This window comes from Maribacter sp. X9, assembly GCF_048537565.1.
Lineage (GTDB): Bacteria > Bacteroidota > Bacteroidia > Flavobacteriales > Flavobacteriaceae > Maribacter.
Genome location: NZ_CP183215.1, coordinates 1,177,642 through 1,202,821, shown reverse-complemented (window position 1 = coordinate 1,202,821; position 25,180 = coordinate 1,177,642). Strand labels below are relative to the sequence as shown.

Sequence of the window (25,180 nt, the reverse complement as noted above, 5' to 3'; positions counted from 1 at the left end):
TAACTTGAGGGGCAATTAACGACACCTTTAAATACGACGTTATGAACGAACTAAAAATTCCCTTTCAAGAAATGCAACACGTTTTGGAAACACTTTTCCAGCGTTATTCCTTTCCAGAAGAACAAGCTCAATTACTGGCAAAAATCCATACAGAAAGCACCTTGGACGGAGTCAGTTCACACGGTATCAATCGGGTACCTATATTTTTAGAGTACGTAAGCAAAGGCTTTGTGAAAATTGATACCGCAGCAGAAAAATTAGCGGAAATGGGAAGCATGGAACGCTGGGACGGAAATTTAGCTTCAGGAGTACTCAATGCAACCCAATGTACGAAAAGGGCAATTGCATTGGCCAACGAATACGGTATGGGTCTGGTCGCCTTACGAAACACCAATCATTGGATGCGGGGTGGCACCTATGGTTGGCAAGCTGCCGAAAAAGGTTGCATCTCCATCATGTTCACGAACACGATGCCGAATATGCCAGCGTGGGGTGGTCGAGACAATCGCATCGGTAACAATCCTTTGGTGATCGGCATACCTCGAAAAGAGGGTCATGTGGTTTTGGACATGGCACTTAGCCAATTTTCTTTTGGAAAGATGGAAAGTCTGCAATTAAAAAATGAACAGCTCCCTTTTCATGGGGGCTGGGACCAAGAAAATAAATTAAGTAAAAATCCTGAACTGATCCGGAAATCTGGCCGTGCCCTGCCCGTAGGGTATTGGAAGGGTTCTGCCCTATCAATTGTCTTGGACATGTTGGCAACACTTTTATCCGCAGGAAATTCTACCTATAAAATCGGACTTAAGCATAGCGAAACTTCATTATCACAGGTATTTCTTTGTATCGACCCCAGTATTTATGAAGATGGCGAATTACAGGAAAGACTACTTGAGGAAATAATTCAGTACACCCATGACGTGGAGCCTATGAACGAAGGAGGTCGAACGTTCTATCCTGGGGAACGTACTTTGACTACCCGTGCAAAAAACCTAAAAGAGGGCATTACCGTCAATGCAAAAATTTGGGACCAGGTACTTGGCCTGGCCAATAAATAGCGACCGTTAATCGATTAAATTTCAGTACTTTTAAAGGGAAAACATTTTAAACCATTATGAAAAAACTGTCACTCTTATTCGTATTGCTTTTCATTATTTCTTCCTGCAAAGAAAGTCCCGAAGAAAAAATAGCTGAAGAACCCCTCATTGTAACCGAAACAGCAAAAGCCAGAATTGATTCCGTGCTTCAAAGTTTTGTGGATGCCAATAATATCGCCGGCGTTTCGGCCCTGATTTTTGAGCAAGGAAAGGAAGTTTACTATAATGCTTTCGGTTTTGCGGATAAAGAGGCACAAAAACCAATGACTCGAAATACGATTGTTCAAATTTATTCGATGACGAAACCGATTACCGGCACTGCCTTAATGACGTTGTATGAAGAAGGAAAATTTAAGCTGGATGATCCTATTTCGATGTACATTCCAGAATTTTCAAATATGACCGTTTATACGGGGGTCGACAAAAATGGAAAAGTACTAACAGAGCCTTTGGATAGGCCTGTCACCATTAGAGATGTAACCCGTCATACAGCGGGATTTCCCAACAGGGCCGATATTCCTGGTCTTAGCGAAATGCTCGAAGAGGCCGATGCCATGAACCGAGAAAACACCTTGACACAAATGGCGGAAAAAATGGCCAACGTACCGCTATGGTTTCAGCCCGGCACCCAATGGGAGTATGGGCCCAGCGTAGATGTGCAAGCGCTTTTGGTTGAGCGTATTTCCGGTGTACCTTACAGCGATTATGTAAGATCCCATGTGCTTGATCCACTGAAAATGGAAGAAACCCGCTATTATATTCCCGAGGAAGACCGCGATCGTTTTGCGAAACTATATATTCGAACCGGCGAGGGTGAACTTGTTCAGGATTCCATCACCTACAGTAATTACACAGAGCATTGGCCATTGACTCGTGGAGGATCTGGATTGACCTCAACGTTAGACAATTACATGCGTTTTGCGCAAATGCTAGTGCATGAAGGTAGTTTGGACTCCGTACAAATTTTAAAACCCGAGACCGTTAAATTAATGGCGACCAACCAATTGGCCGATAGTATCACCGAGCGTTCTTGGCTGCCTACCAAAGGACAAGTAGGTTTTGGAATCGACTTTGCTGTACGAGTTGCACCACCCAAAACTCCAGAAGAAAATAATGGAACGGTTGGGGAATTCTATTGGGACGGTGCCGCCAGTACCTTGTTCTGGGTTGATCCCGTAAATGAATTGACCGCGGTTATGTTCGTGCAACTATTTCCATACGATCAAATTGGACTACATAAACAGTTTAGGGATGCCGTCTATGGGCCTTACCCATTTGAATGAACGAACAGCTTTTACGTGTTGAATGTTCTCAAGAAAGTTGAGCAATCGATTATCAAATGACCGTAGGTATTCAAGCCAATTTCCTTATCTTTCACCCTCTAAAATGTAAGGTATGAAGTTTGAAGATTCTGTGAAATTGGCTTTTGTAAAAATGATTTATGATGTCATCAAAGTAGATGGAAAGATACATCCTAGTGAACTGGAAGTATTGGATAAGCTGAAGAAAAGTATTGGCTTTGACGAAGCTTTCTTAAATCAGGCAAAAGAATTAGAATACGACGATGCCATTGTTACCCTCTATAACATGCCGCATGAGCAAAAAAAGGCACTCGCCGAAATATTAGATGAAGTGGCCATGTCAGATGGCACCGTTCACAAAAAAGAGATGACATTGATTATTGATACTTTCATCAATATTGGTATCGGTGAAGAATCCGAATAAAAAGATGGAATTTACGAAAGAGGAAAAATTGGCCATGGTCAAAATGGTAGACTATGTTATTCTGGCCGATAGTAAAGTTGCTTCAGAAGAAATGAATCTCCTCACCCAATTGATGGATCGCTTTAGTTTTGATGCATTGTTTATTGGACAGGCTAGAAATTTAAAAAAGATAGAAGCATTAGAAATTCTAGCGACAATGAGTTTTGAAAAAAAGAAACTCTTAGCCAACCTCTTAGAAGAAGTTGCGCTTTCAGATGGATTAGTTCATGAAAAGGAAGTGTTCTTGATCATGGAAGCGTTGGACTATATGGGCCTTAGCCGAGAACTATAAGAAGTTTATTATCCACTAGCTTCTATGTGCCTCATAAGAGTGCCAAGGGAAACAAAAAAGGCACCGATTAGAATAAAGTACGGACCCTTTTTAATTCAAAGTTAACAACCGCCACTTCCATAGGCCAAAAGAAAGTTATTACTTTACAGTAGCAAACCTTAATTGTTACGATAATTATTTTTTTATGAAGTCATTTCTTATTGTATACATCTTCCTAATTACTATTGTTTTACAAGCCCAAGGTTCCATTTCGGGTAATTTTGCACCGCCAAAAGATTTTAAATGGTTGATTGCTTATGAACTAACACCGGGTGGCGAAAGGTATGTTGCAGATACCACAATAAAAGACGGTTCTTTTGCCATACAAATGCCGGTTACCGCCCAAGCGGGAATGTATCGCTTGGTGTATGCCGTTCCACAAGACGAATTTTATATCGATATTATTTACGATAAAAAAGAGCATGTTAAATTTAATTTCAACATACAGGAAGGATTGACCATTACTAATTCTGAAGAGAATAAATGGTTCCACGAGTATTTTACAAAAATAGATGCCGCCCAAGAGAAATTGATGGAATTTTATGAAAACGATGGAAGCGCGGGAAAACAATATACATCCCTAATTCAAGAATTAAAGGATATTCAGAAGCACTACGAAGAAGACCATGTGAACAGCATCGCACATCAATTCATAAAATCCAACAGAAGCTATCTACCAAAAGACTATCAAACTTTGGAAGAATTTTTGAACCATAAAAAACAACATCATTTTGACAATGTTGATCTAAACAATCCCATACTTCAAGGCTCGAATTTTCTAACGGATAAAATTTCAAATTACGTATTCTCGGCATTACCAACCGGTATTAAGACCAAAGAGCAATTAGCCTTGGAGGTGAATAAAAACATAAAAACAGTTTCCGAAAAACTAAAGACTACCCCTGCGGGTTTTCAAATGAGAACATTCTACCAATTATGGAAAATAGCCGGAGTAAACACCATGCCCAGTGTGGAAGATTATATTTTCGACAACCATTTAAAGAAATTGGCACTTGCGAATGGAAACCAAAAACTGGTCAATGATATTGAATCTGCGGCCCGACTACGAATTGGAGCAAAATCACCTGAAATTGTTTGGGAAAGCAATGGAAAAAAACATTCGCTTTCAAGTATGGAGAATGCTGATTGCTACCTGATTATATTTTGGAGCAGTACCTGCTCGCATTGCTTAAAAGAAGTACCTGCGCTGCACAAGGAGCTTAAAAACTTTAAAAACGTCAAAGTACTGGCAATTGGCCTTGAGGATGAAAAACAGAATTGGGAAAAAGTATCTGCTACATTACCGAATTTCACGCATGGAATATCACTTAAAAAATGGAATAGTGAGTACGTACCTATCTTTAACATTCATAAGACACCGACCTATTTTATCTTGGATAGTGAAAAGCGTTTTATTGCAAAACCCGATAGTGATAAAGAGGTGGTCGAATTCTTGGAAAATTAAAGGGATTTTAAATCCTTAATCGTTTTAAAGGCCATATCTACTTGCTCGTCATTTACCAAAATGGTGAATTCGTTTGTTGTAGAAATTACTTCATAAAGTACGATTCCTTCCCAAGCCAGACGCTGAAATATAAAATAGTAAATCCCGGGTACAGAAACATTTTCAGCCGGTAATTTCACCGTAATCGATGAAAGATCCTCTGCCTTTTGGGTGCATTTTTCTTCCTTGAACAATTTTTCAACCGTCTTGTCCATTACATTGCTGATAACAATGTTTATCTCGTTCACACCACGACTTGAGGTATAGAACACATCTTGGTTATTATTGATTTCCTCTAATAATTTAGCTTGATGCACCAATATTTTATCAGAAGCCAAAAACGTATAATCGGTCAAAGAAGAACGTACCGTGATTTCCCCTATGTTCTTTAGAACCTTTAAAATCTTGTGGGTGGCCCTGAATTCTAAATCGTCTGACAATCTCTTTAGGGCCATAACGATAGCCCCATTACGGATATCCTTTCCTAATTCGTGTTCAATCTCTGGTTTTACTATTCTCGATAAAGAAGTGAGGTTGATGATTCCTTGTGCCAGAGCACTTTGCAAAAATGGTTTTTTCTTAATGTATTCTTCTACGACTGATGATATTGTTTTCATTACACTTATTGGTTATTGCACAAATATAACAACTTGTTACAAATAAAACAAAATGTTTTCATATAAATCTACTGCATTAGTAGATTACTCAGAAGTGATAGAAGGCCGCCTCAAGATGCTCCAACTCAAATCGAGTTTTATTTTTAAGTATGGTAATAATATCAAAACGCACCTCAACATCCATCTCATTATCGGTAACATAATGATCGGCGGCCATGACCAAAAGTTTAATCTTCTTAGGAGTTACGGTTTCTGCAATGGGCTCTATATAATCAGAACTTCTGGATCTTACTTCCACAATAGCCAACGTAGGGCCCTTTTGAGCTATAACATCGATTTCAGCCTGTAGATATCGGTAATTTCTATACTTGATACTGTATCCGTTTTTTATTAAATGGTCTACTGCCAATTGCTCACCTTCTTTCCCAAATTCATTATGTTTTCCCATAATACTATTTTCTCAATACGCAGTTCGTCGAAAATAAAGGCCTTTCAGCGTTTTTATAAAATTTAATCTCGTTATTTGGAAATTAAAGAATCGAAAATAGCTGGTTTAGAATACTATACCAAATTTCGAAACGTTTTGAATAGAAACCCCAACTCTTAGAACGTAATACAAATGCCTATTTTAAGATTATGGAATATTTCATTAATTGTAATACTTCTAGTCTTGCACCGTACACAAATCCGTTAGACCAATTACGGGCATCGCACTTATATAGAAGATTAGGGTTTAGTGCCTCGGTCAGTACTATTAAACAAGCAATCGGCCAAAATGTAGGCACCCTGGTAGACAGTTTGGTTGACCAAGCTATTAACATGCGCCCTATTGCAGCACCAACATGGGCCAATTGGACCAACGCCAATTATCCAGAAGACGACGACGCCAGAAGACAACTACAGAATCAGCAAAAGTCAGAGTTCCAACTTTCGTATGCGAATTCTTTATTGAACAACAACCTCAGGGATCGGTTAAGTTTCTTTTGGAGCAATCACTTTGTAACGGAATTGGATGTCTACAATTGCAACGCTTATTTATATGAATACATTGATTGTCTACAGCGTAATTCACTCGGTAATTTCAAAACCTTCGTCAGTGAAATAGGTTTGACCAATGCCATGTTGTATTATTTAGATGGGGTATTCAACAACGGTAACAATCCCAACGAAAACTATGGTAGGGAACTCTACGAGCTTTTCACTTTGGGCGAAGGCAACGGTTATACGGAAGAAGATATAATCGAAACCGCTAGAGCCTTAAGCGGTTATGTAGAACGAGGAGAAGTAGGTTGTAGCCCGGTAACTTTTGATGCAAGTAAGCATGATGCCGGTTCCAAAACCATTTTAGGACAAACAGGCACTTGGGGGTACGACGATGTTATCGATATCCTTTTTGCCCAAAGACCTACTGAAATTGCCGAATTTATCTGCAGAAAACTTTATGAATTCTTCGTGCATCCAGATTCAAAAGATGAAGCAAATAATGCCCAAACCGTTATCGATGGTTTGGCGGCGACCTTTGTATCCAATAACTTTGAAATAGCCCCAGTCTTAAGGCAACTCTTTAAGAGTCAGCATTTCTTTGACGAGGAAGCCATTGGTGTAATCATTAAAAGTCCAGTAGACTTTTACTTTAACACCTTAAAGGAAACTGGTTTTAACTATACCGATAACAACGTCGCCGAAATGGTCAATTATGCGGGAATGTTAAGTCAGGAAATATTCGATCCTATTGACGTTGCCGGGTGGCAACGCAACAGAACTTGGATCAATACCAATTTTATGATAGGGCGTTGGCTTTCCATTGAAAGTATTTTGGAAAACTTTTATACGGCCGATAATGAACAATTTCGAACTTTGGGGCTAGATATTACCGGCAATGTAGGCTTAACAAGCTCCAACCCCGATGTGGTGGCGCGGTTGATAGTTAATTTCATGCTCCCCAAAGGACTTTTAGACGAAACCGAATACGAAAAGGCTTTCGCAATTTTTCGAAGTGATGTCGAGGATGTCTATTATGAAGGTGGAAATCAGGAATCTTGGACCTTGGCAACATGGCCACAAGCTCCTTTTCAGGTTTACCTATTACTTCAATATTTGGCCAGACAACCCGAATTTCAACTAAAATAACCCCTACTGCTATGTGTAATTCACACCACTCTCCCCATAAAGGCCTTCAGCACGAAGGTCACGACGAAGAACATAAACTATGGAGCCGTCGCTCCTTTTTACAGGCCTTGGGTATTGCCGGTTCTGGTTCTATGATGCTCGGACAGAATATTTTGACCGCTTCTGCCCCTTCCCCGTTAGCGGCTGGAATCGCAGCAGCGGAAACAGATAACATTTTAATCTTGATACGCCTTTCAGGAGGTAACGATGGTTTAAGTACGGTTATTCCTATCGAACAATATGACAGCTATGCCAAAGCGCGTCCGAACATTTATATACCAGAAAGTAAAGTTTTAAAATTGACCGATGAATTCGGGGTACCCTCTTATATGAACGCCTTGGCTCCCATGTGGCAAGAAGGTCAATTTAAAGCGGTTCATGGTGTGGGCTACGAAGGTCAAAGCCTATCCCATTTTACGGGATCCGACATTTTTGCTAATACCGATTTGACCACGACAGGATTCACTGGCTTGAATACCGGCTGGATGGGCAGACATTTTGAGAATATTTATCCAGATTACCTGATTAATCCTCCCGCAGCACCGGCTGCCATACAAATTGGTCAATTCGGCAGTTTGGTTTTTCAAGGTGAGGAAACTAATTATGCCTTTGTAACTTCAAATGTGGATCAGCTGCAAGAAATCGCAGAATCAGGGGTAGTATATGGTTTGGATGATTCGCTTTTTAACAGTTGTATGTATGGTGATCAACTCAAGTTTTTACGAGGCGTTGCCAACACCACCTATGAATATTCTGGCATTATCCATGATGCGTATGAACGAGGGTCAAATCAAGTTGAATACCAAGATAATGGCTTTGCCAAACAATTGGCATTATTGGCCCGTTTGATCAAAGGTAATCTGGGCACTAAAGTCTATATGATTTCGATGGGTGGCTTTGACACCCATGGTAACCAACCTCAGGCCCATGCCCGATTAATGACAAACCTTTCCGTGGCCATCAACAATTTTTATGAGGACATTGCCTTTACACAACAGGACGATAAAGTATTAAGCATGACTTTTTCCGAGTTCGGACGCCGTATTTTCGAAAATGGATCTAATGGAACGGATCACGGTAAAGCTGCCCCCACCCTTTTCTTTGGCTCAGGACTTAATGGGAGTGCCTTTGTAGGGGACCATCCTACTTTGGACGACCCAGATGGTCGTGGAAATTTGGAGTACACCATGGATTTTAGAGATCTGTACGCTACCGTTCTCGCGGAATGGTTGTGCGTGGATATCCCTTTGGTAGAACAGCACCTTCTTGATCACCCATATGCACCGGTTGATCTTGGGTTCAATTGTAGTGGAATAGATTTTCCTGATATTGCCTATAGTGATGGTGACGTTACACCACCTGTTCCACCTGGAGAAGAATCCGAAACACCTTTCGATCCAGATTTATTGAATGCGGTCGTTCATAAGCCGTTTTATCCAACGGATGGCACTCCACATATCTACCTTGAAATGCCCTTTTCTGCACATGTAGATATTCAACTTTATAATATACTGGGACAGAACGTCGGCACCGTTTTTAACGAAATGATGTTCGAAGGATCTACTGAAATAAATATACGAGAGCGCATGCCCCAGCAACTATCTACCGGAAAGTACATTTATCGAATCAGTGTACAGAATCAAAAGATGAGTAAATCGGTAATGGTCGCATAAACCGTTTCCCCACTATGTACTTAACCTTCGGTGCTATAGTTTAGCAGACCGAAGGTTTTTGTTTTTTAACCTACTTCGCTATTCCCTCAGCATAAAATCTTTATTTTTGCAGCTTAATTTTAGTTTGATGTCCGATATAAAAACACCAGCAAGATATACCATTACCGCAGCGCTACCTTACACGAATGGTCCCATACATATTGGCCATTTAGCGGGTGTTTACGTTCCTGCGGATATTTACGCACGTTACCTACGCTTAACGGGAAAGGATGTAGCCTTTGTCTGTGGCAGCGACGAACATGGAGTTGCCATTTCAATGAAAGCAAAAAAGGAAGGGGTAACCCCTAAGGACATCATTGATAAATACCACAGCATTATCAAACAATCCTTTTTGGATTTTGGCATTACCTTCGATAATTACTCTAGGACCTCGGCCCAAATTCATCATGAAACGGCATCGGAATTTTTTCTGAACCTGTATGAAAAGGAAGATTTTATTGAGGAAACCACGGCACAATTGTACGATGAGGAAGCCAAGCAGTTTTTGGCGGACCGTTTTGTGATGGGTACCTGCCCCAAATGCGGCCACGAAGAGGCTTACGGGGATCAATGTGAAAATTGCGGATCAAGTTTGAACGCGACCGATTTGATTAACCCAAAATCGACCATTACCGGCACGGTTCCCACCACCAAGGAAACCAAGCACTGGTTTTTACCTTTGGATCGCTATGAGGAATTTCTTAGGGAATGGATTTTAAAAGGCCACAAAGACGATTGGAAACCGAACGTTTACGGACAGTGTAAATCCTGGATCGACGGTGGTCTTGAACCGCGTGCGGTGACCCGTGATCTCGATTGGGGCATACCTGTACCCGTAAAAGGTGCAGAAGGTAAGGTTCTCTATGTGTGGTTCGATGCCCCTATCGGATATATTTCATCCACTAAAGAGTGGGCGGCACGTGAAGGTAAGGATTGGGAACCCTATTGGAAAGCCAAGGATACCAAGTTGGTCCACTTTATCGGCAAGGACAATATAGTGTTTCACTGTATTATTTTCCCTTCCATGTTGAAGGCGGAAGGAAGCTATATCCTACCCGATAACGTTCCCGCCAATGAATTCTTAAATCTGGAGGGCAATAAATTGTCCACCTCTAAAAACTGGGCGGTGTGGTTACATGAATACATGCTCGATTTTCCAGACCTGCAGGATTCCCTACGCTATACTTTAACGGCCAATGCCCCGGAAACCAAGGATAATGATTTTACCTGGAAAGATTTTCAAGCGAGGAATAATAACGAGCTGGTCGCCATTTTAGGGAACTTCATCAACCGGGTGGTCGTCTTGACCCAAAAATATTACGAGGGTAAGGTGCCTGCAGTAGGAAACCTAATGGATGTCGATCAAGAAACACTTGACCAACTTCAAAAATTCCCGAACATCATATCCAGCTCCATCGAGCGCTACCGTTTCCGGGAAGCGGGTCAGGAATTAATGAACTTGGCGCGTTTGGGCAATAAGTATTTGGCCGATGCCGAACCTTGGAAAGTGGTCAAGACAGATGAGGAACGGGTAAAAACAATCATGCACGTTGCCTTACAGATTGCTGCCGGTCTAGCGGTACTGAGTGAGCCCTTTTTACCTTTTACGGCCACTAAATTGAAAACCATCCTTAACCTTGGTTCGAGTGATACGCTGCAAGCGGATGCTATTGGAAATCATTGGAATGCGGTGGCCACACAAAAAACGCTACTCCCGTCAGGACATCAAATCAATCCGGCCGAACTATTGTTCAGAAAGGTGGAAGATGAAGAAATTCAAGCGCAACTCGATCGACTCCAAGCCACCAAAAAAGCGAATGCTTCGACTTCGCCCAATACCGACACTAACGAACATAAAAAACTGATGCCACAAAAAGATACGATTACCTTCGATGATTTTTCCAAACTTGATATGCGTGTAGGTACGATTATTGAAGCGGAAAAAATGGCCAAGGCCAAAAAACTATTGGTCTTAAAAGTAGATACCGGTTTGGATGTACGCACCATAGTTTCTGGAATCGCCGAAAGCTTTACCCCGGAAGAAATCATAGGTAAAAAAGTAACGGTCCTTGTGAATTTAGCGCCACGGGCACTTCGAGGGGTGGACAGTGAAGGCATGATTTTGATGACTGAAAATACCGAGGGTAAATTGGTATTCGTTAATCCTGATGAAGATGGAGTTGGAAATGGATTGACGATTAATTAGAATTCGTTCCCATTTCGTAATTCTAAAATCACGCTGGCTTTTCCATCACTATCGAGAACCTACTTAAAACTTAATTTATAATTGAGGCTTACTCCTTATGCATCTAGTTTCCTACATCCTAAAACACACCCAACTCCCAGAAAAGGGAATTCAAAATACCATAGAACTTCTTGAACAGGACTGTACCATTCCCTTTATTTCCAGATACCGTAAAGAGCGTACGGGGAATTTAGATGAAGTACAGGTAGGTGCCATCGTTCAATTCAAGGAACAATTTGAAGCCCTTGAAAAGCGTAAGAAAGCGATACTCAAAGCGGTGGAGGAACAGGATGCCATGACGCCCGAACTCCGACAAAAACTGGAGGGTGCTGCAGACCTAACGCAATTGGAGGACCTATATCTTCCCTTTAAAAAGAGTAAGAAAACCAAGGCAGAAGTGGCTCGTAAACAAGGCTTGGAACCTTTGGCCAAAATCATTATGGCGCAAAGGTCAGATGACCTTGGGTTTATCGCCTCGAAATATCTCTCGGATGAAATTCGGAACGAAGATGAGGCCTTAGAAGGAGCCCGAAACATCATTGCGGAATGGATCAATGAACGAACGGATATCCGAAACCAGATCAGGACACAATTGGGACGCTTTGCCATCCTATCCACTAAAGTGATCTCTGCCCAAAAAGAAGAAGAAAAAGCACAGAAGTACCGTGATTATTTTGACTGGAGCGAACCCTTAGCTAAATGTCCCTCACACCGACTCTTGGCCATTCTTAGGGCCGAGTCTGAGAAATACATACGGGTCAAGATCGAATTGGACGAGGAACGGCTATTGGACCGCATAGAGAACAGGATCATCAACTCCAACAACGAATGTGCCGACCAAATTAAATTAGCTATTGCAGATGCCTATAAACGATTATTGTTCCCATCACTTTCCAATGAACTTTTAAAAGCGGCCAAGGAAAAAGCGGACGAGGAAGCCATCAAGGTATTTTCAAACAACTTAAGGCAACTCCTTTTAGGTGCACCCTTAGGTGAAAAACGAATTCTGGCCATCGATCCAGGATTTAGGACCGGGTGTAAGGTGGTCTGTTTGGATGCGCACGGAAATCTGTTGCACAATGAAACCATATATCCGCATGCCCCCCAGAATGACGTGAGCGGTGCCCTAAAAAAATTAAGTTCCCTAGCCAATGCCTACAAAATTGAAGCGATCGCCATAGGGAATGGTACGGCCTCCCGAGAAACGGAAAGCATCGTAAAAAAAGTGATTTTCAAGAATCCCGTCGAGGTTTTTGTAGTGAGTGAGGCGGGAGCCTCCATTTATTCGGCCTCCAAAATTGCCCGCGATGAATTCCCCAATTATGATGTAACGGTACGTGGTGCGGTTTCCATCGGCAGACGTTTGGCGGATCCCTTGGCAGAACTGGTAAAAATAGACCCTAAATCAATCGGGGTGGGACAATACCAACATGATGTGGACCAGACCAAATTAAAATCTTCCTTGGATATGGTGGTGGAAAGCTGTGTGAATTCCGTAGGGGTCAATATCAATACCGCAAGTGTTCCCTTATTGAGTTATGTATCGGGTATTGGACCCAAACTGGCCGAGAATATTGTTTCCCTCAGAAAAGAGAAAGGTGCCTTCAAAAGCCGAAAAGAAATTATGGAAGTTCCCCGTCTAGGTGAAAAGGCCTTTGAGCAGGGTGCCGCCTTTCTACGCATTAAAGATGCCGAAAATCCATTGGATGATTCAGCCGTTCACCCAGAAAGTTATGCCATCGTAGCGCAAATGGCGAAAGACAAACATACCGAAATACCCGCTCTAATTGGTAACAAGAGCTTATTGAGGGAAATAGAATTAAAAAAATATTGCACGAACACGGTAGGGCTACCCACCTTAGAGGATATTCGTTCAGAACTGGAAAAACCAGGGTTGGACCGCCGTGAAAAAGCGAAGGTCTTCACCTTTGACCAAAATATCAAATCGATAACTGATTTGCGGGAGGGGCAGCTATTACCGGGTATTGTCAACAATATCACCAATTTTGGTTGTTTTGTAGATATAGGTATCAAAGAAAGTGGATTGATCCATGTGTCCAACCTTTCGGACAGTTTTGTAAAGGATGTCAACCAGCATGTGCATCTACACCAGCAGCTTATCGTTAAAGTGTTACAGGTAGATGTTGCCCGAAAAAGAATTCAATTGAAATTGCATACATAAACTTAGCTCCTTAGGTTTTAAAAATGTTCCTTAGAATAAAATAATATTCTTACTTTTAAGTATATACAAGCAATTACAACTATCCCCGAAAGTTGATTTCTTAATCCATTTGTATTAAAATTAAATACAGAAAAAATGAGTCAACAATTACTTTCTGAACTAGAGAATCTCGCAGCTAAATTTCCAGATACCGATGAGAACAAATCGCTCCTCCAAAGTTTAAAATTAAAGATTCTAGAGAAAGGCCCAGATTTGGATATGCTCTCGAACTATTTATCAGAAGGGTATTCAAAATGTGAACTTATTTGTGATTCCGATGGAATACCCATAGACTATAGGTTCATCACAGTTAACCAAAAATTCAAGGAACATAGCGGCTTAGAAAACCAAGATATTATAGGAAAAACCATTTTAGAAATATTTCCTGATATAGAAAAATCTTGGATCGATTTTTACGGGGAAGTAGCGATGACCCAAAAATCGAATTCAATCTCCCATTACAATCACAATACTAAAAAACACTATTTAGCGAGTGCTTTTTCCCATAAAAAAGGTGAATTTATAGCGATTTTTCAAGATATCACCAAAGATGTGCAACTAAAAGAGGAGAGGAGAAAAAAAGTGGCTTCCCTTAAATTCAATGCCGATATTTTGGACAATATGGGATGTTGTTTCGCTCATGGAGAGATTATTTATGATGTCAGTGAAAGACCTTATGATATGAGAATTTTACAAGCCAACACGGCCTTTCACATACAGATAGGGGTAGACAGTGATAGCGTTATCGGTCGTAACTTACATGAATTTTTTCCTGACCTAAAACAATATTGGTTAGATAATATCGTAGAAGTAGCCACCTTACAAGTCCCAAAAACTTTTGTGAGTTATAGTGAGCTTTATGGTAAGTATTATGATGTAAATGCCTATTCACCACAAAAAGGACAGGTCATCATTATATTCAAGGATATCACAAAATTAGAAGAGCAAAAAATAAAATTGAGAGAAAGTGAATCTATTAAATCTAAAATTATAGAAAATATGCTCGATGGTTTTATTCTTTCTGAAATCATCTGTAATGAAAATAATGACCCTATCGATTATAGAGTTTTATCCGTCAACCCCGCTTTTGAAAAGCAAACGGGTATCAAAGCGAAAGAAATCGTTGGCAAAACAATGTTGGAGTTTTTTCCGGATGTAGAAGAAGCCTGGATAAAAATGGTAGGACAAGTTGGTCTTACCCAGCAACCTACTAGCACGACACAATATAATCATAATACAAAAAAACATTACGAAATAAACGCATATAGTCCCATGCGGGGACAGGTAGTTAAAATTTTCAGGGATATTACCTCGAAAGAAAATAAGCGAGAGCAATTAGAAAAAGCCTATAAAAAAGCCGAGGAAAACGAACGATTAAAATCTGCTTTTTTAGCCAATATGTCGCATGAAATACGCACCCCGATGAACGGTATTTTAGGTTGTACCGCATTACTGGAAAACGAGGGTTTAGAGATTGAAGAACGCCAGAAATGTTTAGATTACATAAAATCTTCTGGCAATAGGTTGATGCGTTTAATATCAGATATCGTAGATCTATCAAAAATTGATGCCTTTGAACAAGAATTAAGGATTTCTGACCATAACCTTAATAATATTATGGATACCATTCTGTATCAATTCAAAGTATCACATAAAAATCCAGAGGTTCAGTTCACCTTAAAAAAAGAATTCCCAAATACTAATTTCACCATAAGAACAGATGATGTTAGACTTACACAGATCATAACCAATCTATTGGAAAATGCATTTAAATTCACGAACCAAGGGTATGTTGAATTTGGCTATCGTTTAGTCAATGGCCAACTGCTTTTTCATGTCCGGGATACTGGCATTGGCATTAGACCAAAAGACCAGAAATTGATTTTCAGAAGATTTGGTCAAGTAATCGATGCGGACACCAAAATGAATCAAGGCACCGGCCTAGGCACCTCTATTGCAAAAGGGCTTGTGATGCTTTTTGGAGGTAAAATATGGCTAGAATCAGAGTTTGGAAAGGGAAGCACGTTCCATTTTAGCATTCCCTATCTAGCAGCAAATTAAGACAAAGAAATGAATACCAAATGTAAGATACTTATTGCGGAAGATGAAGAAATCAATTTTTTCTTACTTAAGTTATGGATCCAAGATAGCTATTGTATAATTCATGCCAAAAATGGTGAAGAAGCAATTAAACTCCTAAATGAAAATCCAAATATAAACTTAGTTATCATGGATATTCGTATGCCATATATGAATGGTATCGAAGCAACTAAAACAATCAGGGAAACAAATGCTACAATCCCTATTATTGCCCACACCGCCTATGCCATGAACGACGAACACACCTCTATTATGGAAGCCGGATTCAACGATATCCTAATAAAGCCGTCGAATAAAGATTCGATCATTCAAATGCTTAAAAAGTATCTCATAGATTAATTTTTTAGCTTTAAGTGTTTTTTAAAAACTCAAGTTGCTCAAAATAGCCTTTCATTCCATCTATAAACACCCATTACCAGAAGGTCATCGTTTTCCGATGCTGAAATACGAACTATTACCTCAGCAATTAATTCACGAAGGCACATGTACGAGAGCTAATTTCTTTGAACCGATAATACCCAATGACAAATACATTGTAGCTGTTCATGATCCAGAATATTACTATGATTTATTGAATATGAAACTGTCGGCCAAAGCCGCACGGAAAATTGGCTTTCCGCTTTCTGAAGATTTGGTAGAACGTGAACGTATTATTGCCGATGGCACTATGAAAGCCTGCGAATATGCGCTAGAATATGGAATTGCCATGAACATTGCAGGAGGAACCCACCATGCCTATAGCGATCATGGTGAGGCATTCTGCATGCTGAACGACCAAGCCATTGCCGCACGCTATCTTCAAACAAAAGGTCTGGCCAAGAAAATACTGGTTCTAGATTTAGATGTACACCAAGGAAATGGAACCGCAGAAATTTTCCGGAACGATTCGTCCGTTTTTACCTTCTCCATGCACGGTGCGTCTAACTATCCTTTCAAAAAAGAAAAATCTGATTTGGATATTCCGTTAGAAAAAGGAACAGGAGATCAATCCTATTTATCCATTTTAAAAGAACACTTACCTACATTATTGGATCGTGTACAACCAGATTTCATCTTTTATCTTTGTGGTGTAGATATCCTTGAAAGCGATAAACTCGGAACTTTAAGGCTAAGCCTTGAAGGCTGCAAAAAGCGTGACCTATACGTTTTATCAACCTGCCAGCACTTAAAAATACCCGTACAATGTAGTATGGGCGGTGGTTACTCACCCGACATCAAAACTATTGTTGAAGCACATGCCAATACGTTTCGGCTGGCCCAATCCCTATATTTTTAATCACATTCATAACTTTTAAGATTCAAAATTGTACGGTAACAACTATAATTAATGTCAATAGAAGTTTAATTTTACGTTATGAAAAAAAAACTTCTTCTTTTGCTGCTTATTCAGTTTTCAAGCGGTTATGGCCAAGTAATTCAAAAAGATACTGCAGATACGCGATGGGACATGTTTACGTACGATTTAGGAAACATGTTCAAAGGAGTAGGCTATTCTTATGCCCGACCATTTCATTGGGAAGGAAAACAATGGGCCCAATTTGGTGCGGTAGTAGGTGGCACAGGATTGATTTATTTGTCAGATGACAATACCTCTAGATTTATACGCAACAACAGAGAAAGTGTTCCCAAATGGATCCGCGATTATGGAACATTCTACGGTAGTCCAGAAAATAATTATATAGCCACCTCTGGAGTCTACCTTGCCGGATTGATCACCAAAAATAAAAAACTGCGCCGCACCGGAGTTTTGTTAATTTCATCGGCTACTTCTGCGGGGCTATTGCAACAGGTGTTAAAATCGTTCGTAGGTAGGGCGAGACCGGTAGCTAACTTAGGCAAGGACACCTTTGACCCCTTTAATTCCAGTAGAAATTTCCATTCCTTCCCATCAGGTCATTCTCTGCTAGCCTTTACCAATGCCTACGCCATTGCCAAACAATTTAAAAATCCGTGGGTTAAAGCAGGCATTTACACCGTGGGTGCAATACCGGGAATATCTAGGGTTTGGGACGGTCAACATTGGTTAAGCGATATGATCTTTGCCTTCGCCATCAGTGTTGCTACGGTAGAATCCATTGACCATTATCTCGACCGTAAATATGATGAGAAATACAATGACCAACAAAAAAAGGTAAGTTGGAACCTCAATTTTGGTCCCCGTCAAATGGGCGTTACCATCAATTTCTAAAGAATCTATAAAAAACCATCTTTATTTCTTTTTCGTACTTAATTTAACTATTGAAGTTTCATCAAACTTTCAGTACATTAGTAGGGTACCTGAAAACCAAACCAATGAAAGCACTTGTCAATTTTTACCTAGCTCTGTTCGCCGTTATTTCCTTCGCCCAAACACCCTCTCAACAAAAATCTTCTCCGTTACAAAGTGCAGCACCCGAAGCAGTTGGAATGTCACCCGAAAGGTTGGCGAAAATAGATGTCATGTTGAAGGAAGAAGTGAGCCAAGGCCACATTCCGGGAGCCGTGGCATTGATTGCCCGTAAAGGAAAAATTGTGTTCTATAATGCGTATGGCAAGGATAATGGAGAAACTTCAAGACCGTTACAAAAAGATGCTGTTTTTAGGATTGCCTCGCAAACCAAAGCCATTACCGCCACTGCCGTGATGATGCTTTGGGAAGAAGGTAAGTTTCAGTTAGATGATAAAATTTCGAAGTACATACCTGAATTCGGGGAAGCACAAATCTTGGATACCTTTAATGAAGCCGATTCTACCTACACGACCAAACCTGCTGAAAACCAAATTACGATCCGCGATTTATTGACCCATACGTCGGGTATAGGATATGGGATGATCGATGGCGATGATCGATTTCGAAAAATCTATGCAAAAGCGGGAATTATAGACGCCTTTACTTCTGAAAAAGTACTATTATCGGACAACATTAAAAAACTCGCTAAACTTCCGTTACACCACGAGCCAGGGGAAAACTGGACGTATAGTGAAGGATTAGATGTTTTGGGCTATTTAATCGAGCTTATTTCCGAGCAGCCATTTGACGAATTTTTAAAAACACGAATCTTTGAACCTTTAGAAATGAACGACACCTGGTTCTACCTTCCAAAAGAAAAGCAATCTCGTTTAGTCGCCGTACAAGTAAACGATAGCGGTAAATGGAAGCGTTTTACTACCCCCATTTTTGACATCGATTATCCCAAAAAAGGAGCGATGTCCTATTTTGCAGGGGGTGCCGGATTATCAAGCACTGCTTTAGATTACGCTACATTTCTCCAAATGTATTTGAACGGCGGTGAATGGAACGGAACACGGCTTTTGAGCCGAACTACCGTAAACATTATTTTAAGTAATCAAATCGGGGATATCTGGAAAGGCGGAAAAAGTTACGGACTGGCGTTTGAGTTGATCAACGCAAAGGGTGAGGTCGAAGGCGGCCAAGGCAGTGACGGCACCTTTGATTGGGGTGGCTACTTCAATACCCAATATTTTGCGGACCCTAATGAAGGTGTCATCGGTATTATCATGAAACAGACCCAAGGCCCGGTGGTCAATGACAATCAGTGGAAATTTCGACAGATGGTTTTTGCTGCGATTAACGATTGATCATTTAAAAGTGATGAACAACTATTCATCGCTAAAAAATGTTCTGACAACACTTTTGCCTTAAATAATAGTATTTTTCCTACATTTTACAACAAAATAATTCTATAATTCATTCATTTTTAGTTAATTAGTCTTTTTAAGCAAAGACGGCTATGGTTTTTAAAAGGACCTTTATTCTACTATTAATAGGATTAGGTATCGAGCTAAATGCTGTGGGCCAGGTAAAAATAGGCGATGAAGTAAGTACGATACATCCGTTTTCCCTATTGGAACTTGAAAGTACCACTAAGGCATTGATTATCTCAAGATTATCCAATTCCCAAATGTTGGCCATGACTCCTTTAGAAGGAGCCTTGGTCTTTAACACGGATACAAAATGCTTACACATGTACAATGGTTTAAATTGGCAGAGCCTATGTAGCAAAACTTCAACTTCTTTGTCAATTGTTGATAATGCCGATGGTTCCTTTACGCTTAACGCTTCTGATGGCACATCTTATACTTCCCCAAATTTAATTGGACCGAAGGGTGATCAAGGTGAGCCAGGTCCGCAAGGTGAAATAGGTCCTCCAGGCGATACAAACCTAAATGCAACCGCTGCAATAGGACTTGAACAAATAATTGTAATTGCCAATAGTGGGCAAACCCAATTCACTACACCTTTTCCCATTAGTGATATTAAAAAAATTGAAGTCTTTAGAAATGGGGTGGGAGTTGATTTCACTGCGGTAGATTCTAACACTATAGAACTGGAAATTGAAGCCACCTGTCATCAAGATGACAGAGTACGAATCATACAAATCCTATAATTTGAAATGATACAAACACCTTAAATATTTAAAACCCAAAAATCATGAAAACAAAAAATCCACTTAGTTTAAAAACCGTTGCCTTAAGTATATTCATGCTTACGGCAATTGCCGTAAGTGCTCAACAAACAACTGGCGACATAACAAAACAAACCAATATTAACCCCGGTACCACCACCACAGGAGGAGCCGTAAGGGTAATTGACAACAAGGGGACTATCAAGTACCTGCAATCACAAAATGGTATTACCATGTTATCTAATACCACTTCAGATGTCACCACCACCACTTGGCAATTAGGAGGCACATTGACCGATTCTACATTTATAGATGTAAACGGAAAACTCTTCGGTCTTAATGGTATCGAATTAATTACATCTGAAACCGCCTCTACAGATGCCACCACCGCATCTGATGCGGGTACAGGAACCGGTTACACCATATTGGTAAGGGATGAAGAAACGGGTGCCACCAAAAAGTTATTGGCAGCTGACCTGAATATTGTAAAAAGCGGACAAGAATCTTTTACCGCCACAGCCAACCAAACAGCCTATACACTTAATGGCTCGCCGACTTTACCAAATTTTAGCCAAGTCTGGGTATACAGAAACGGGGCTAAATTAGTGGCTAATATTGATTATACGATTTTGTCATCAACGGTAACCTTAGTGGCAAACGACTATTCGATTTACGCCGGAGACATTGTAGAAGTTCAATATGTAAAATAACCAGTTCACTTTTTAAACTGGTTCAATTCACCTAATCCTTGTAAAACCTACCGCTTCCTGATGCGTTTCAATTTTAAACAATTATTTTTTGTTATGGCAATGATGATGCACGCTATCATCATTGCGCAAAAAGTGGAAGCCATAAATAAAAAAGGAACGATAGTACGTATACATAATAATCAGGTAACCACTTCGTCAACGCCACCTGTTGATCCTGTTGAAAATGATGTTTGGTTCGACAATTCCGACAGTGATAATACGAGACCCAAAATTTGGAACGGTACGACTTGGGGCAACCTTTCCTATACGGGTTCTACAGGTTCTGTTTTTTATACGGGGGCGGACAATCTTCCTAATCAGGACAACGATAATTTATTTTGGGATGAGAATAATAAAAGATTGGGCGTAGGAACTAATTCGCCAGATGTGAGATTAGATGTAAATGGTACAACAAAAATAAGAAACCTACCTGCGGGTGCTGCTTCAGATCAATTAGTGGTAGCCGATACCAATGGTAATTTGAAAAAATTACCAATTTCCAACTTGGAGACCAAAACAACTATAACACAAAACAACACTACAGGTATAATTACCCATACCAGTGAAGACGGCACATTACAAACTGTAAAAGTCGTAAGTACGAATGCAAATAACAGCATTGCCGCAGGTTCTGATGGAGGTGCTTATTTATACAATCCTATAAAAGCCTTTGGAAAGTATAACGCTTTCAATAGTACTTATTATGGGCAGGGAATAGCAAGTGTATCTAAACTTAATGACGGAAAATATAGGGTTACGATGACAAATTCAAGGGCAGATGCCAATTATACGGTGCAACTTACGGTAATGGAAAGTAGTACCGCCGAAATAGATATTTATGTGGCCAGCCAAACTCCCACAACCTTTGATGTCCATATTAGAAGTAATGTAATCATTTTACAAAGTTTCGTAGACAGGTCCTTCCATTTTACAGTTTTAGAATAACTAAAAATGATACTATCTAAACGAAATATTGCTATACTTTTTTTCATTTGTATAAGTACACCAACATTAAGCGGACAGTTACTTAGAAATTTTGGAGCTATTGAAATTCACACATCGGGAGAATTGGGCCTATTCTCAAATGTACTGAATGAAGGTTCTTTCACCAGTAAGAATGGATTAGTTGGGTTCTATGGCGATAGTAATCTTGACGTCACCGGTCTTAATGGTCTTGACCTGTTCGATTTAGAAATAGCAAGCAATAGTAATGTCTTTATTAACGTTCCTATCACTATTAGTAACCATATAAATTTTATTTTCGGAAATCTAGAAACAGATAAATTTCAACATTTAAGTTACTTGGAATTCAGAGAAGATTCATTTTTTACAGGTGCCACAAATTTTTCTAAGGTAAACGGCACTGTAAAATGTAGAATCAAGGACAGTTTTACGTTTCCTGTTGGTGATGAAGACTATTTAAGACCCATTTTGGTTACCCCAACTATTCCTGAAGCCTTGTACACATGCACTTATTTCTATGGTAATGTCGCAGAACTATATCCATTCAAAACAAATGGTGCGAGCTCATTCTCTTTAATAAATGGAAATGAATTTTGGTTTATTGAAGGAAATCAAGCAGCCGTTATAACTGTGAATTGGAATCAGCGCAGTACTATGCGTTCTTATACCGATGATATTAAGAGCATTACTATGGTTGGTTTTGACAAAACAACTTCAAGTTGGGTAAATTTAGGAAGTGTAGACACTACCGGCAATTTATCGGAAGGATATATCAGCTCAAAACCTTTTATCCCAGATGCCTATGAAGCCATTACCTTCGGATATTCGAAAAAAAATGAGGAAAATGTTTCCGATTCACCAAGAGTTTATAATTACTATATCTCCCCAAATGCTGATGGACTAAATGATTTTCTACATATTACCGAGTTGGAAAACTATGACACGAACGTTCTAAAAATATATAATAGGGACGGACTTTTAGTTTTCGAAAAGGAGAATTACACCAATGAGTTCGACGGTACCTCAGGGGTAAACATTCCTTCTTTAAATAGAAATGCAGGACTTTCAAAAGGAGTCTATTATTATTTAGCCACTATTAAAAGTGAGAAAATTACCCTTCAAGGATTTTTATATTTGGATAGAGATTAAAGATATTGATTCCATTATAACATACATCAAGCGATTTAAAGTCTGCACACCTAAACGTTATGCCTCCAATAAATACAGACCCAATTTTATTTTCCAATAGGGGACCTGCGCTTCAAAATATTCGAAAAAGTCCTTTAAACCCTGGGCTTCGGTCAAAGACGATTTAGCTTCTTCAATTTTGGCGATTTCGGGCGCGCTTACAAATTGATTTAAATCGAGCTCCTCTCCTTCGGCATGTTTTTTCATCAAATGGCCGTAAATGGTATTTTCAGACAAACCTCTTGTTTCGGCAATCTCGGCGACCGTTAATCCATCGGAAAATAAATCAAAGGTTTGGTCATGGGTCTTTCGTTTACTTTTTTTGACCGGTTTAGAAGCTAGATGTTTTGCGATTTCCTTTAGAAATATTTCTGCATACTTATCCAATTTGGCCTGCCCCACCCCCGAAACTTCCATGAATTCCGTTTCAGTTGTAGGCAGTTTGGCTTCCATATCCTTTAAACTGGCATCCCCAAAGACCACATAGGCAGGTACGCCTTGTTCCGTGGCGATTTCTTGTCGCAACAGCCGTAATTTTTCGAAAAGACCTGTTTGCTGCGTTTTCGATTTTACAACGGTTTTCTTCTCCTTTCCTTTTTGCAACACCGCCAATTGAATGGACTTGTTGGAAAATAGGACCTCTTTGGCCAAAGGGGTCAAGCCCAGTCTGGCACCTTCCCTAAAATTAATTTCCAACACCCCTTGGTTCAATAATTGAATGACATATTGCTGCAGATCCAACCAAGAGACGTCTTTCACCGCTCCATAGGTTTTCACGTTTTGATAGCTCTTCTCCAACACTTGGGCATTTTGCGCGCCCCGCAGCACATCGATGACCATCCCCATAGGTTCGCGCTCTCCCAAACGGGCAACGGCAGAACAGACTTTCTGCGCCAATACCGTGGCGTCAAAATAGGCTGGCGGACTCGTACAGATATCACAATTACCGCAGCCCTGGGTCACGTGTTCCCCAAAATAATTCAACAGGGCGATGCGCCTGCAGCTTAACGCTTCGGCAAATTGCTGCATACGTTCCAGTTTGGCATATTCTACATCGGCATTCTCACTTTGGGATATGAATCGCCGCAGTTGGGCGACATCGGCAAAACTATAGAACAATAGAGCGTGTGCCGGCAATCCATCACGGCCACCACGGCCAATTTCCTGATAATAGCCCTCAATATTTTTAGGTAGGTTATAATGAATGACCCAACGCACATTACTCTTATCGATACCCATACCAAAAGCAATCGTTGCAACGATAATAGGCACCTTATCCGTAATAAATTCCTCTTGTACGAAGGACCGCTCATCGGGCGACATGCCCGCGTGATAGGCCTTGGCCTTAAATCCCGCTTTCTGTAATTTTTCGGAAATCGATTCGGTACTTTTTCGGCTAAGGCAATAAATGATTCCGCTTTCAAAGGGCCGCTCGTCCAAAAACTCAAGAATATGTTTGATGCGATCCTGGGCAGGTTTTACATCCAAGAAAAGATTAGGTCTGTTGAAGGATGCCAAATGCCGTTCCGCATCCGGAATTCGTAATTGATGTACAATATCATCCTGGGTAGTTTTATCGGCCGTGGCGGTAAGGGCCATGACCGGAATCGTGGGAAACCTATTTTTCAAATTCCCCAACTGGGTATAAGCGGGTCTAAAATCATGCCCCCAAGACGAAATGCAATGGGCCTCGTCCACGGCAAATAAACTGATGTTCAGCTTTTCCAACATCCCCGTAAAAAAGCCAAGACTTTCCGGGGCCACGTAAAACAATTTCAGGTCGCCATCTTCCAATTGCCTAAGGATCTGCTGCTGGGTTTCCTGGGATTGCGAACTATTGTAATAGGCCGCGGCAATACCGTTGGCCTGTAACACATCTACCTGGTCCTTCATCAAGGCAATCAAGGGTGAGATCACGATGGCGGTTCCTTCCAAGGCCAGCGCGGTCAATTGGTAACAAAGTGATTTTCCCCCACCTGTGGGCATAATGGCCAGTACATCCTTTTTAGCCAAGGCATCTTCGATAATGGCCAACTGGTTGGGTTTAAAGGAATCGTATCCAAAATACTTTTTTAATAAGGGGAGAAGTGTGGGTGCCGTTGTTATCATGTTTT

General features: G+C 40.4%; 21 protein-coding genes. 18 read left to right on the top strand and 3 right to left on the bottom strand.

Annotated elements, in window-relative coordinates; genetic code table 11:
- Nucleotides 1-41: 41 nt before the first annotated feature.
- The 5 genes from yiaK (at nucleotide 42) to ACNR9Q_RS05095 (ending at nucleotide 4,657) form a co-directional block, all read left to right on the top strand.
- Nucleotides 42-1,058 carry a 3-dehydro-L-gulonate 2-dehydrogenase gene (gene yiaK, locus ACNR9Q_RS05115; RefSeq protein ID WP_419213538.1) on the top strand — a complete coding sequence of 339 codons (1,017 nt, stop codon included), beginning with the start codon at nucleotides 42-44 and terminating at the stop codon, nucleotides 1,056-1,058.
- Nucleotides 1,059-1,114: 56 nt separating this feature from the next.
- Nucleotides 1,115-2,380: a serine hydrolase domain-containing protein gene (locus ACNR9Q_RS05110; RefSeq protein ID WP_419213537.1), complete on the top strand. Its 1,266-nt coding sequence runs from the start codon at nucleotides 1,115-1,117 to the stop codon at nucleotides 2,378-2,380.
- A 112-nt stretch (nucleotides 2,381-2,492) separates the two neighbouring features.
- Nucleotides 2,493-2,822 (top strand): hypothetical protein, encoded by a 330-nt coding sequence (locus tag ACNR9Q_RS05105; RefSeq protein ID WP_419213536.1) that lies wholly within the window; start codon nucleotides 2,493-2,495, stop codon nucleotides 2,820-2,822.
- Between the two features lie 4 nt (nucleotides 2,823-2,826).
- A complete protein-coding gene (locus tag ACNR9Q_RS05100) occupies nucleotides 2,827-3,153 on the top strand; it encodes a TerB family tellurite resistance protein (RefSeq protein ID WP_419213535.1) in 327 nt (108 codons plus the stop codon).
- Between the two features lie 184 nt (nucleotides 3,154-3,337).
- Nucleotides 3,338-4,657 carry a TlpA family protein disulfide reductase gene (locus ACNR9Q_RS05095; protein ID WP_419213534.1) on the top strand — a complete coding sequence of 440 codons (1,320 nt, stop codon included), beginning with the start codon at nucleotides 3,338-3,340 and terminating at the stop codon, nucleotides 4,655-4,657.
- On the opposite strand, the gene ACNR9Q_RS05090 is transcribed toward ACNR9Q_RS05095, so the two are convergent.
- A complete protein-coding gene (locus ACNR9Q_RS05090) occupies nucleotides 4,654-5,313 on the bottom strand; it encodes an aspartate kinase (RefSeq protein WP_419213533.1) in 660 nt (219 codons plus the stop codon). The two genes, ACNR9Q_RS05095 and ACNR9Q_RS05090, sit on opposite strands and share 4 nt — an antisense overlap.
- Nucleotides 5,314-5,401: 88 nt before the next feature.
- A complete protein-coding gene (locus ACNR9Q_RS05085; RefSeq protein ID WP_419213532.1) occupies nucleotides 5,402-5,761 on the bottom strand; it encodes a YraN family protein in 360 nt (119 codons plus the stop codon).
- A gap of 188 nt (nucleotides 5,762-5,949) precedes the next feature.
- Between ACNR9Q_RS05085 and ACNR9Q_RS05080 the strand changes: the two genes are divergently transcribed.
- From ACNR9Q_RS05080 to ACNR9Q_RS05020, 13 genes are all read left to right on the top strand, one after another.
- Complete coding sequence (locus ACNR9Q_RS05080; protein WP_419213531.1) at nucleotides 5,950-7,443, top strand: DUF1800 domain-containing protein; 1,494 nt, start codon at nucleotides 5,950-5,952, stop codon at nucleotides 7,441-7,443.
- Between the two features lie 11 nt (nucleotides 7,444-7,454).
- Complete coding sequence (locus ACNR9Q_RS05075; RefSeq protein WP_419213530.1) at nucleotides 7,455-9,155, top strand: DUF1501 domain-containing protein; 1,701 nt, start codon at nucleotides 7,455-7,457, stop codon at nucleotides 9,153-9,155.
- Nucleotides 9,156-9,282: 127 nt separating this feature from the next.
- Nucleotides 9,283-11,400, top strand: a complete 2,118-nt coding sequence (metG, locus tag ACNR9Q_RS05070; RefSeq protein WP_419213529.1) for a methionine--tRNA ligase — start codon at nucleotides 9,283-9,285, stop codon at nucleotides 11,398-11,400.
- Between the two features lie 97 nt (nucleotides 11,401-11,497).
- Nucleotides 11,498-13,621: a Tex family protein gene (locus tag ACNR9Q_RS05065; RefSeq protein WP_419213528.1), complete on the top strand. Its 2,124-nt coding sequence runs from the start codon at nucleotides 11,498-11,500 to the stop codon at nucleotides 13,619-13,621.
- Between the two features lie 135 nt (nucleotides 13,622-13,756).
- On the top strand, nucleotides 13,757-15,721 hold the full coding sequence (locus tag ACNR9Q_RS05060) for an ATP-binding protein (RefSeq protein ID WP_419213527.1): 1,965 nt from the start codon (nucleotides 13,757-13,759) through the stop codon (nucleotides 15,719-15,721).
- Between the two features lie 9 nt (nucleotides 15,722-15,730).
- Nucleotides 15,731-16,099, top strand: a complete 369-nt coding sequence (locus ACNR9Q_RS05055; protein WP_419213526.1) for a response regulator — start codon at nucleotides 15,731-15,733, stop codon at nucleotides 16,097-16,099.
- Between the two features lie 34 nt (nucleotides 16,100-16,133).
- A complete protein-coding gene (locus tag ACNR9Q_RS05050; RefSeq protein ID WP_419213525.1) occupies nucleotides 16,134-17,036 on the top strand; it encodes a histone deacetylase in 903 nt (300 codons plus the stop codon).
- Between the two features lie 78 nt (nucleotides 17,037-17,114).
- Complete coding sequence (locus tag ACNR9Q_RS05045; RefSeq protein ID WP_419213524.1) at nucleotides 17,115-17,948, top strand: phosphatase PAP2 family protein; 834 nt, start codon at nucleotides 17,115-17,117, stop codon at nucleotides 17,946-17,948.
- A gap of 104 nt (nucleotides 17,949-18,052) precedes the next feature.
- A complete protein-coding gene (locus tag ACNR9Q_RS05040; RefSeq protein WP_419213523.1) occupies nucleotides 18,053-19,339 on the top strand; it encodes a serine hydrolase domain-containing protein in 1,287 nt (428 codons plus the stop codon).
- 152 nt (nucleotides 19,340-19,491) lie between these two features.
- Entirely contained in the window at nucleotides 19,492-20,148 is a 657-nt protein-coding gene (locus ACNR9Q_RS05035) for a collagen-like triple helix repeat-containing protein (RefSeq protein ID WP_419213522.1), read from the top strand.
- Between the two features lie 44 nt (nucleotides 20,149-20,192).
- Nucleotides 20,193-20,876, top strand: coding sequence for a hypothetical protein (locus ACNR9Q_RS05030; protein WP_419213521.1), 684 nt, complete (start codon nucleotides 20,193-20,195; stop codon nucleotides 20,874-20,876).
- Between the two features lie 60 nt (nucleotides 20,877-20,936).
- On the top strand, nucleotides 20,937-21,860 hold the full coding sequence (locus ACNR9Q_RS05025) for a hypothetical protein (RefSeq protein WP_419213520.1): 924 nt from the start codon (nucleotides 20,937-20,939) through the stop codon (nucleotides 21,858-21,860).
- A gap of 6 nt (nucleotides 21,861-21,866) precedes the next feature.
- Nucleotides 21,867-23,027 (top strand): gliding motility-associated C-terminal domain-containing protein, encoded by a 1,161-nt coding sequence (locus ACNR9Q_RS05020; protein WP_419213519.1) that lies wholly within the window; start codon nucleotides 21,867-21,869, stop codon nucleotides 23,025-23,027.
- 57 nt (nucleotides 23,028-23,084) lie between these two features.
- Here the strand turns inward: ACNR9Q_RS05020 and recQ are convergent, their stop codons facing one another.
- On the bottom strand, nucleotides 23,085-25,175 hold the full coding sequence (recQ, locus tag ACNR9Q_RS05015; RefSeq protein ID WP_419213518.1) for a DNA helicase RecQ: 2,091 nt from the start codon (nucleotides 25,173-25,175) through the stop codon (nucleotides 23,085-23,087).
- Between the last annotated feature and the right edge of the window lie 5 nt (nucleotides 25,176-25,180).

Excerpts from the sequence above, each read along its gene's own strand:
- yiaK (WP_419213538.1), top strand. The coding sequence starts at position 42 with ATGAACGAACTAAAAATTCCCTTTCAAGAAATGCAACACGTTTTGGAA.
- ACNR9Q_RS05110 (WP_419213537.1), top strand. The coding sequence starts at position 1,115 with ATGAAAAAACTGTCACTCTTATTCGTATTGCTTTTCATTATTTCTTCC.
- ACNR9Q_RS05105 (WP_419213536.1), top strand. The coding sequence starts at position 2,493 with ATGAAGTTTGAAGATTCTGTGAAATTGGCTTTTGTAAAAATGATTTAT.
- ACNR9Q_RS05100 (WP_419213535.1), top strand. The coding sequence starts at position 2,827 with ATGGAATTTACGAAAGAGGAAAAATTGGCCATGGTCAAAATGGTAGAC.
- ACNR9Q_RS05095 (WP_419213534.1), top strand. The coding sequence starts at position 3,338 with ATGAAGTCATTTCTTATTGTATACATCTTCCTAATTACTATTGTTTTA.
- ACNR9Q_RS05090 (WP_419213533.1), bottom strand. The coding sequence starts at position 5,313 with ATGAAAACAATATCATCAGTCGTAGAAGAATACATTAAGAAAAAACCA.
- ACNR9Q_RS05085 (WP_419213532.1), bottom strand. The coding sequence starts at position 5,761 with ATGGGAAAACATAATGAATTTGGGAAAGAAGGTGAGCAATTGGCAGTA.
- ACNR9Q_RS05080 (WP_419213531.1), top strand. The coding sequence starts at position 5,950 with ATGGAATATTTCATTAATTGTAATACTTCTAGTCTTGCACCGTACACA.
- ACNR9Q_RS05075 (WP_419213530.1), top strand. The coding sequence starts at position 7,455 with ATGTGTAATTCACACCACTCTCCCCATAAAGGCCTTCAGCACGAAGGT.
- metG (WP_419213529.1), top strand. The coding sequence starts at position 9,283 with ATGTCCGATATAAAAACACCAGCAAGATATACCATTACCGCAGCGCTA.
- ACNR9Q_RS05065 (WP_419213528.1), top strand. The coding sequence starts at position 11,498 with ATGCATCTAGTTTCCTACATCCTAAAACACACCCAACTCCCAGAAAAG.
- ACNR9Q_RS05060 (WP_419213527.1), top strand. The coding sequence starts at position 13,757 with ATGAGTCAACAATTACTTTCTGAACTAGAGAATCTCGCAGCTAAATTT.
- ACNR9Q_RS05055 (WP_419213526.1), top strand. The coding sequence starts at position 15,731 with ATGAATACCAAATGTAAGATACTTATTGCGGAAGATGAAGAAATCAAT.
- ACNR9Q_RS05045 (WP_419213524.1), top strand. The coding sequence starts at position 17,115 with ATGAAAAAAAAACTTCTTCTTTTGCTGCTTATTCAGTTTTCAAGCGGT.
- ACNR9Q_RS05040 (WP_419213523.1), top strand. The coding sequence starts at position 18,053 with ATGAAAGCACTTGTCAATTTTTACCTAGCTCTGTTCGCCGTTATTTCC.
- ACNR9Q_RS05035 (WP_419213522.1), top strand. The coding sequence starts at position 19,492 with ATGGTTTTTAAAAGGACCTTTATTCTACTATTAATAGGATTAGGTATC.
- ACNR9Q_RS05030 (WP_419213521.1), top strand. The coding sequence starts at position 20,193 with ATGAAAACAAAAAATCCACTTAGTTTAAAAACCGTTGCCTTAAGTATA.
- ACNR9Q_RS05025 (WP_419213520.1), top strand. The coding sequence starts at position 20,937 with ATGCGTTTCAATTTTAAACAATTATTTTTTGTTATGGCAATGATGATG.
- ACNR9Q_RS05020 (WP_419213519.1), top strand. The coding sequence starts at position 21,867 with ATGATACTATCTAAACGAAATATTGCTATACTTTTTTTCATTTGTATA.
- recQ (WP_419213518.1), bottom strand. The coding sequence starts at position 25,175 with ATGATAACAACGGCACCCACACTTCTCCCCTTATTAAAAAAGTATTTT.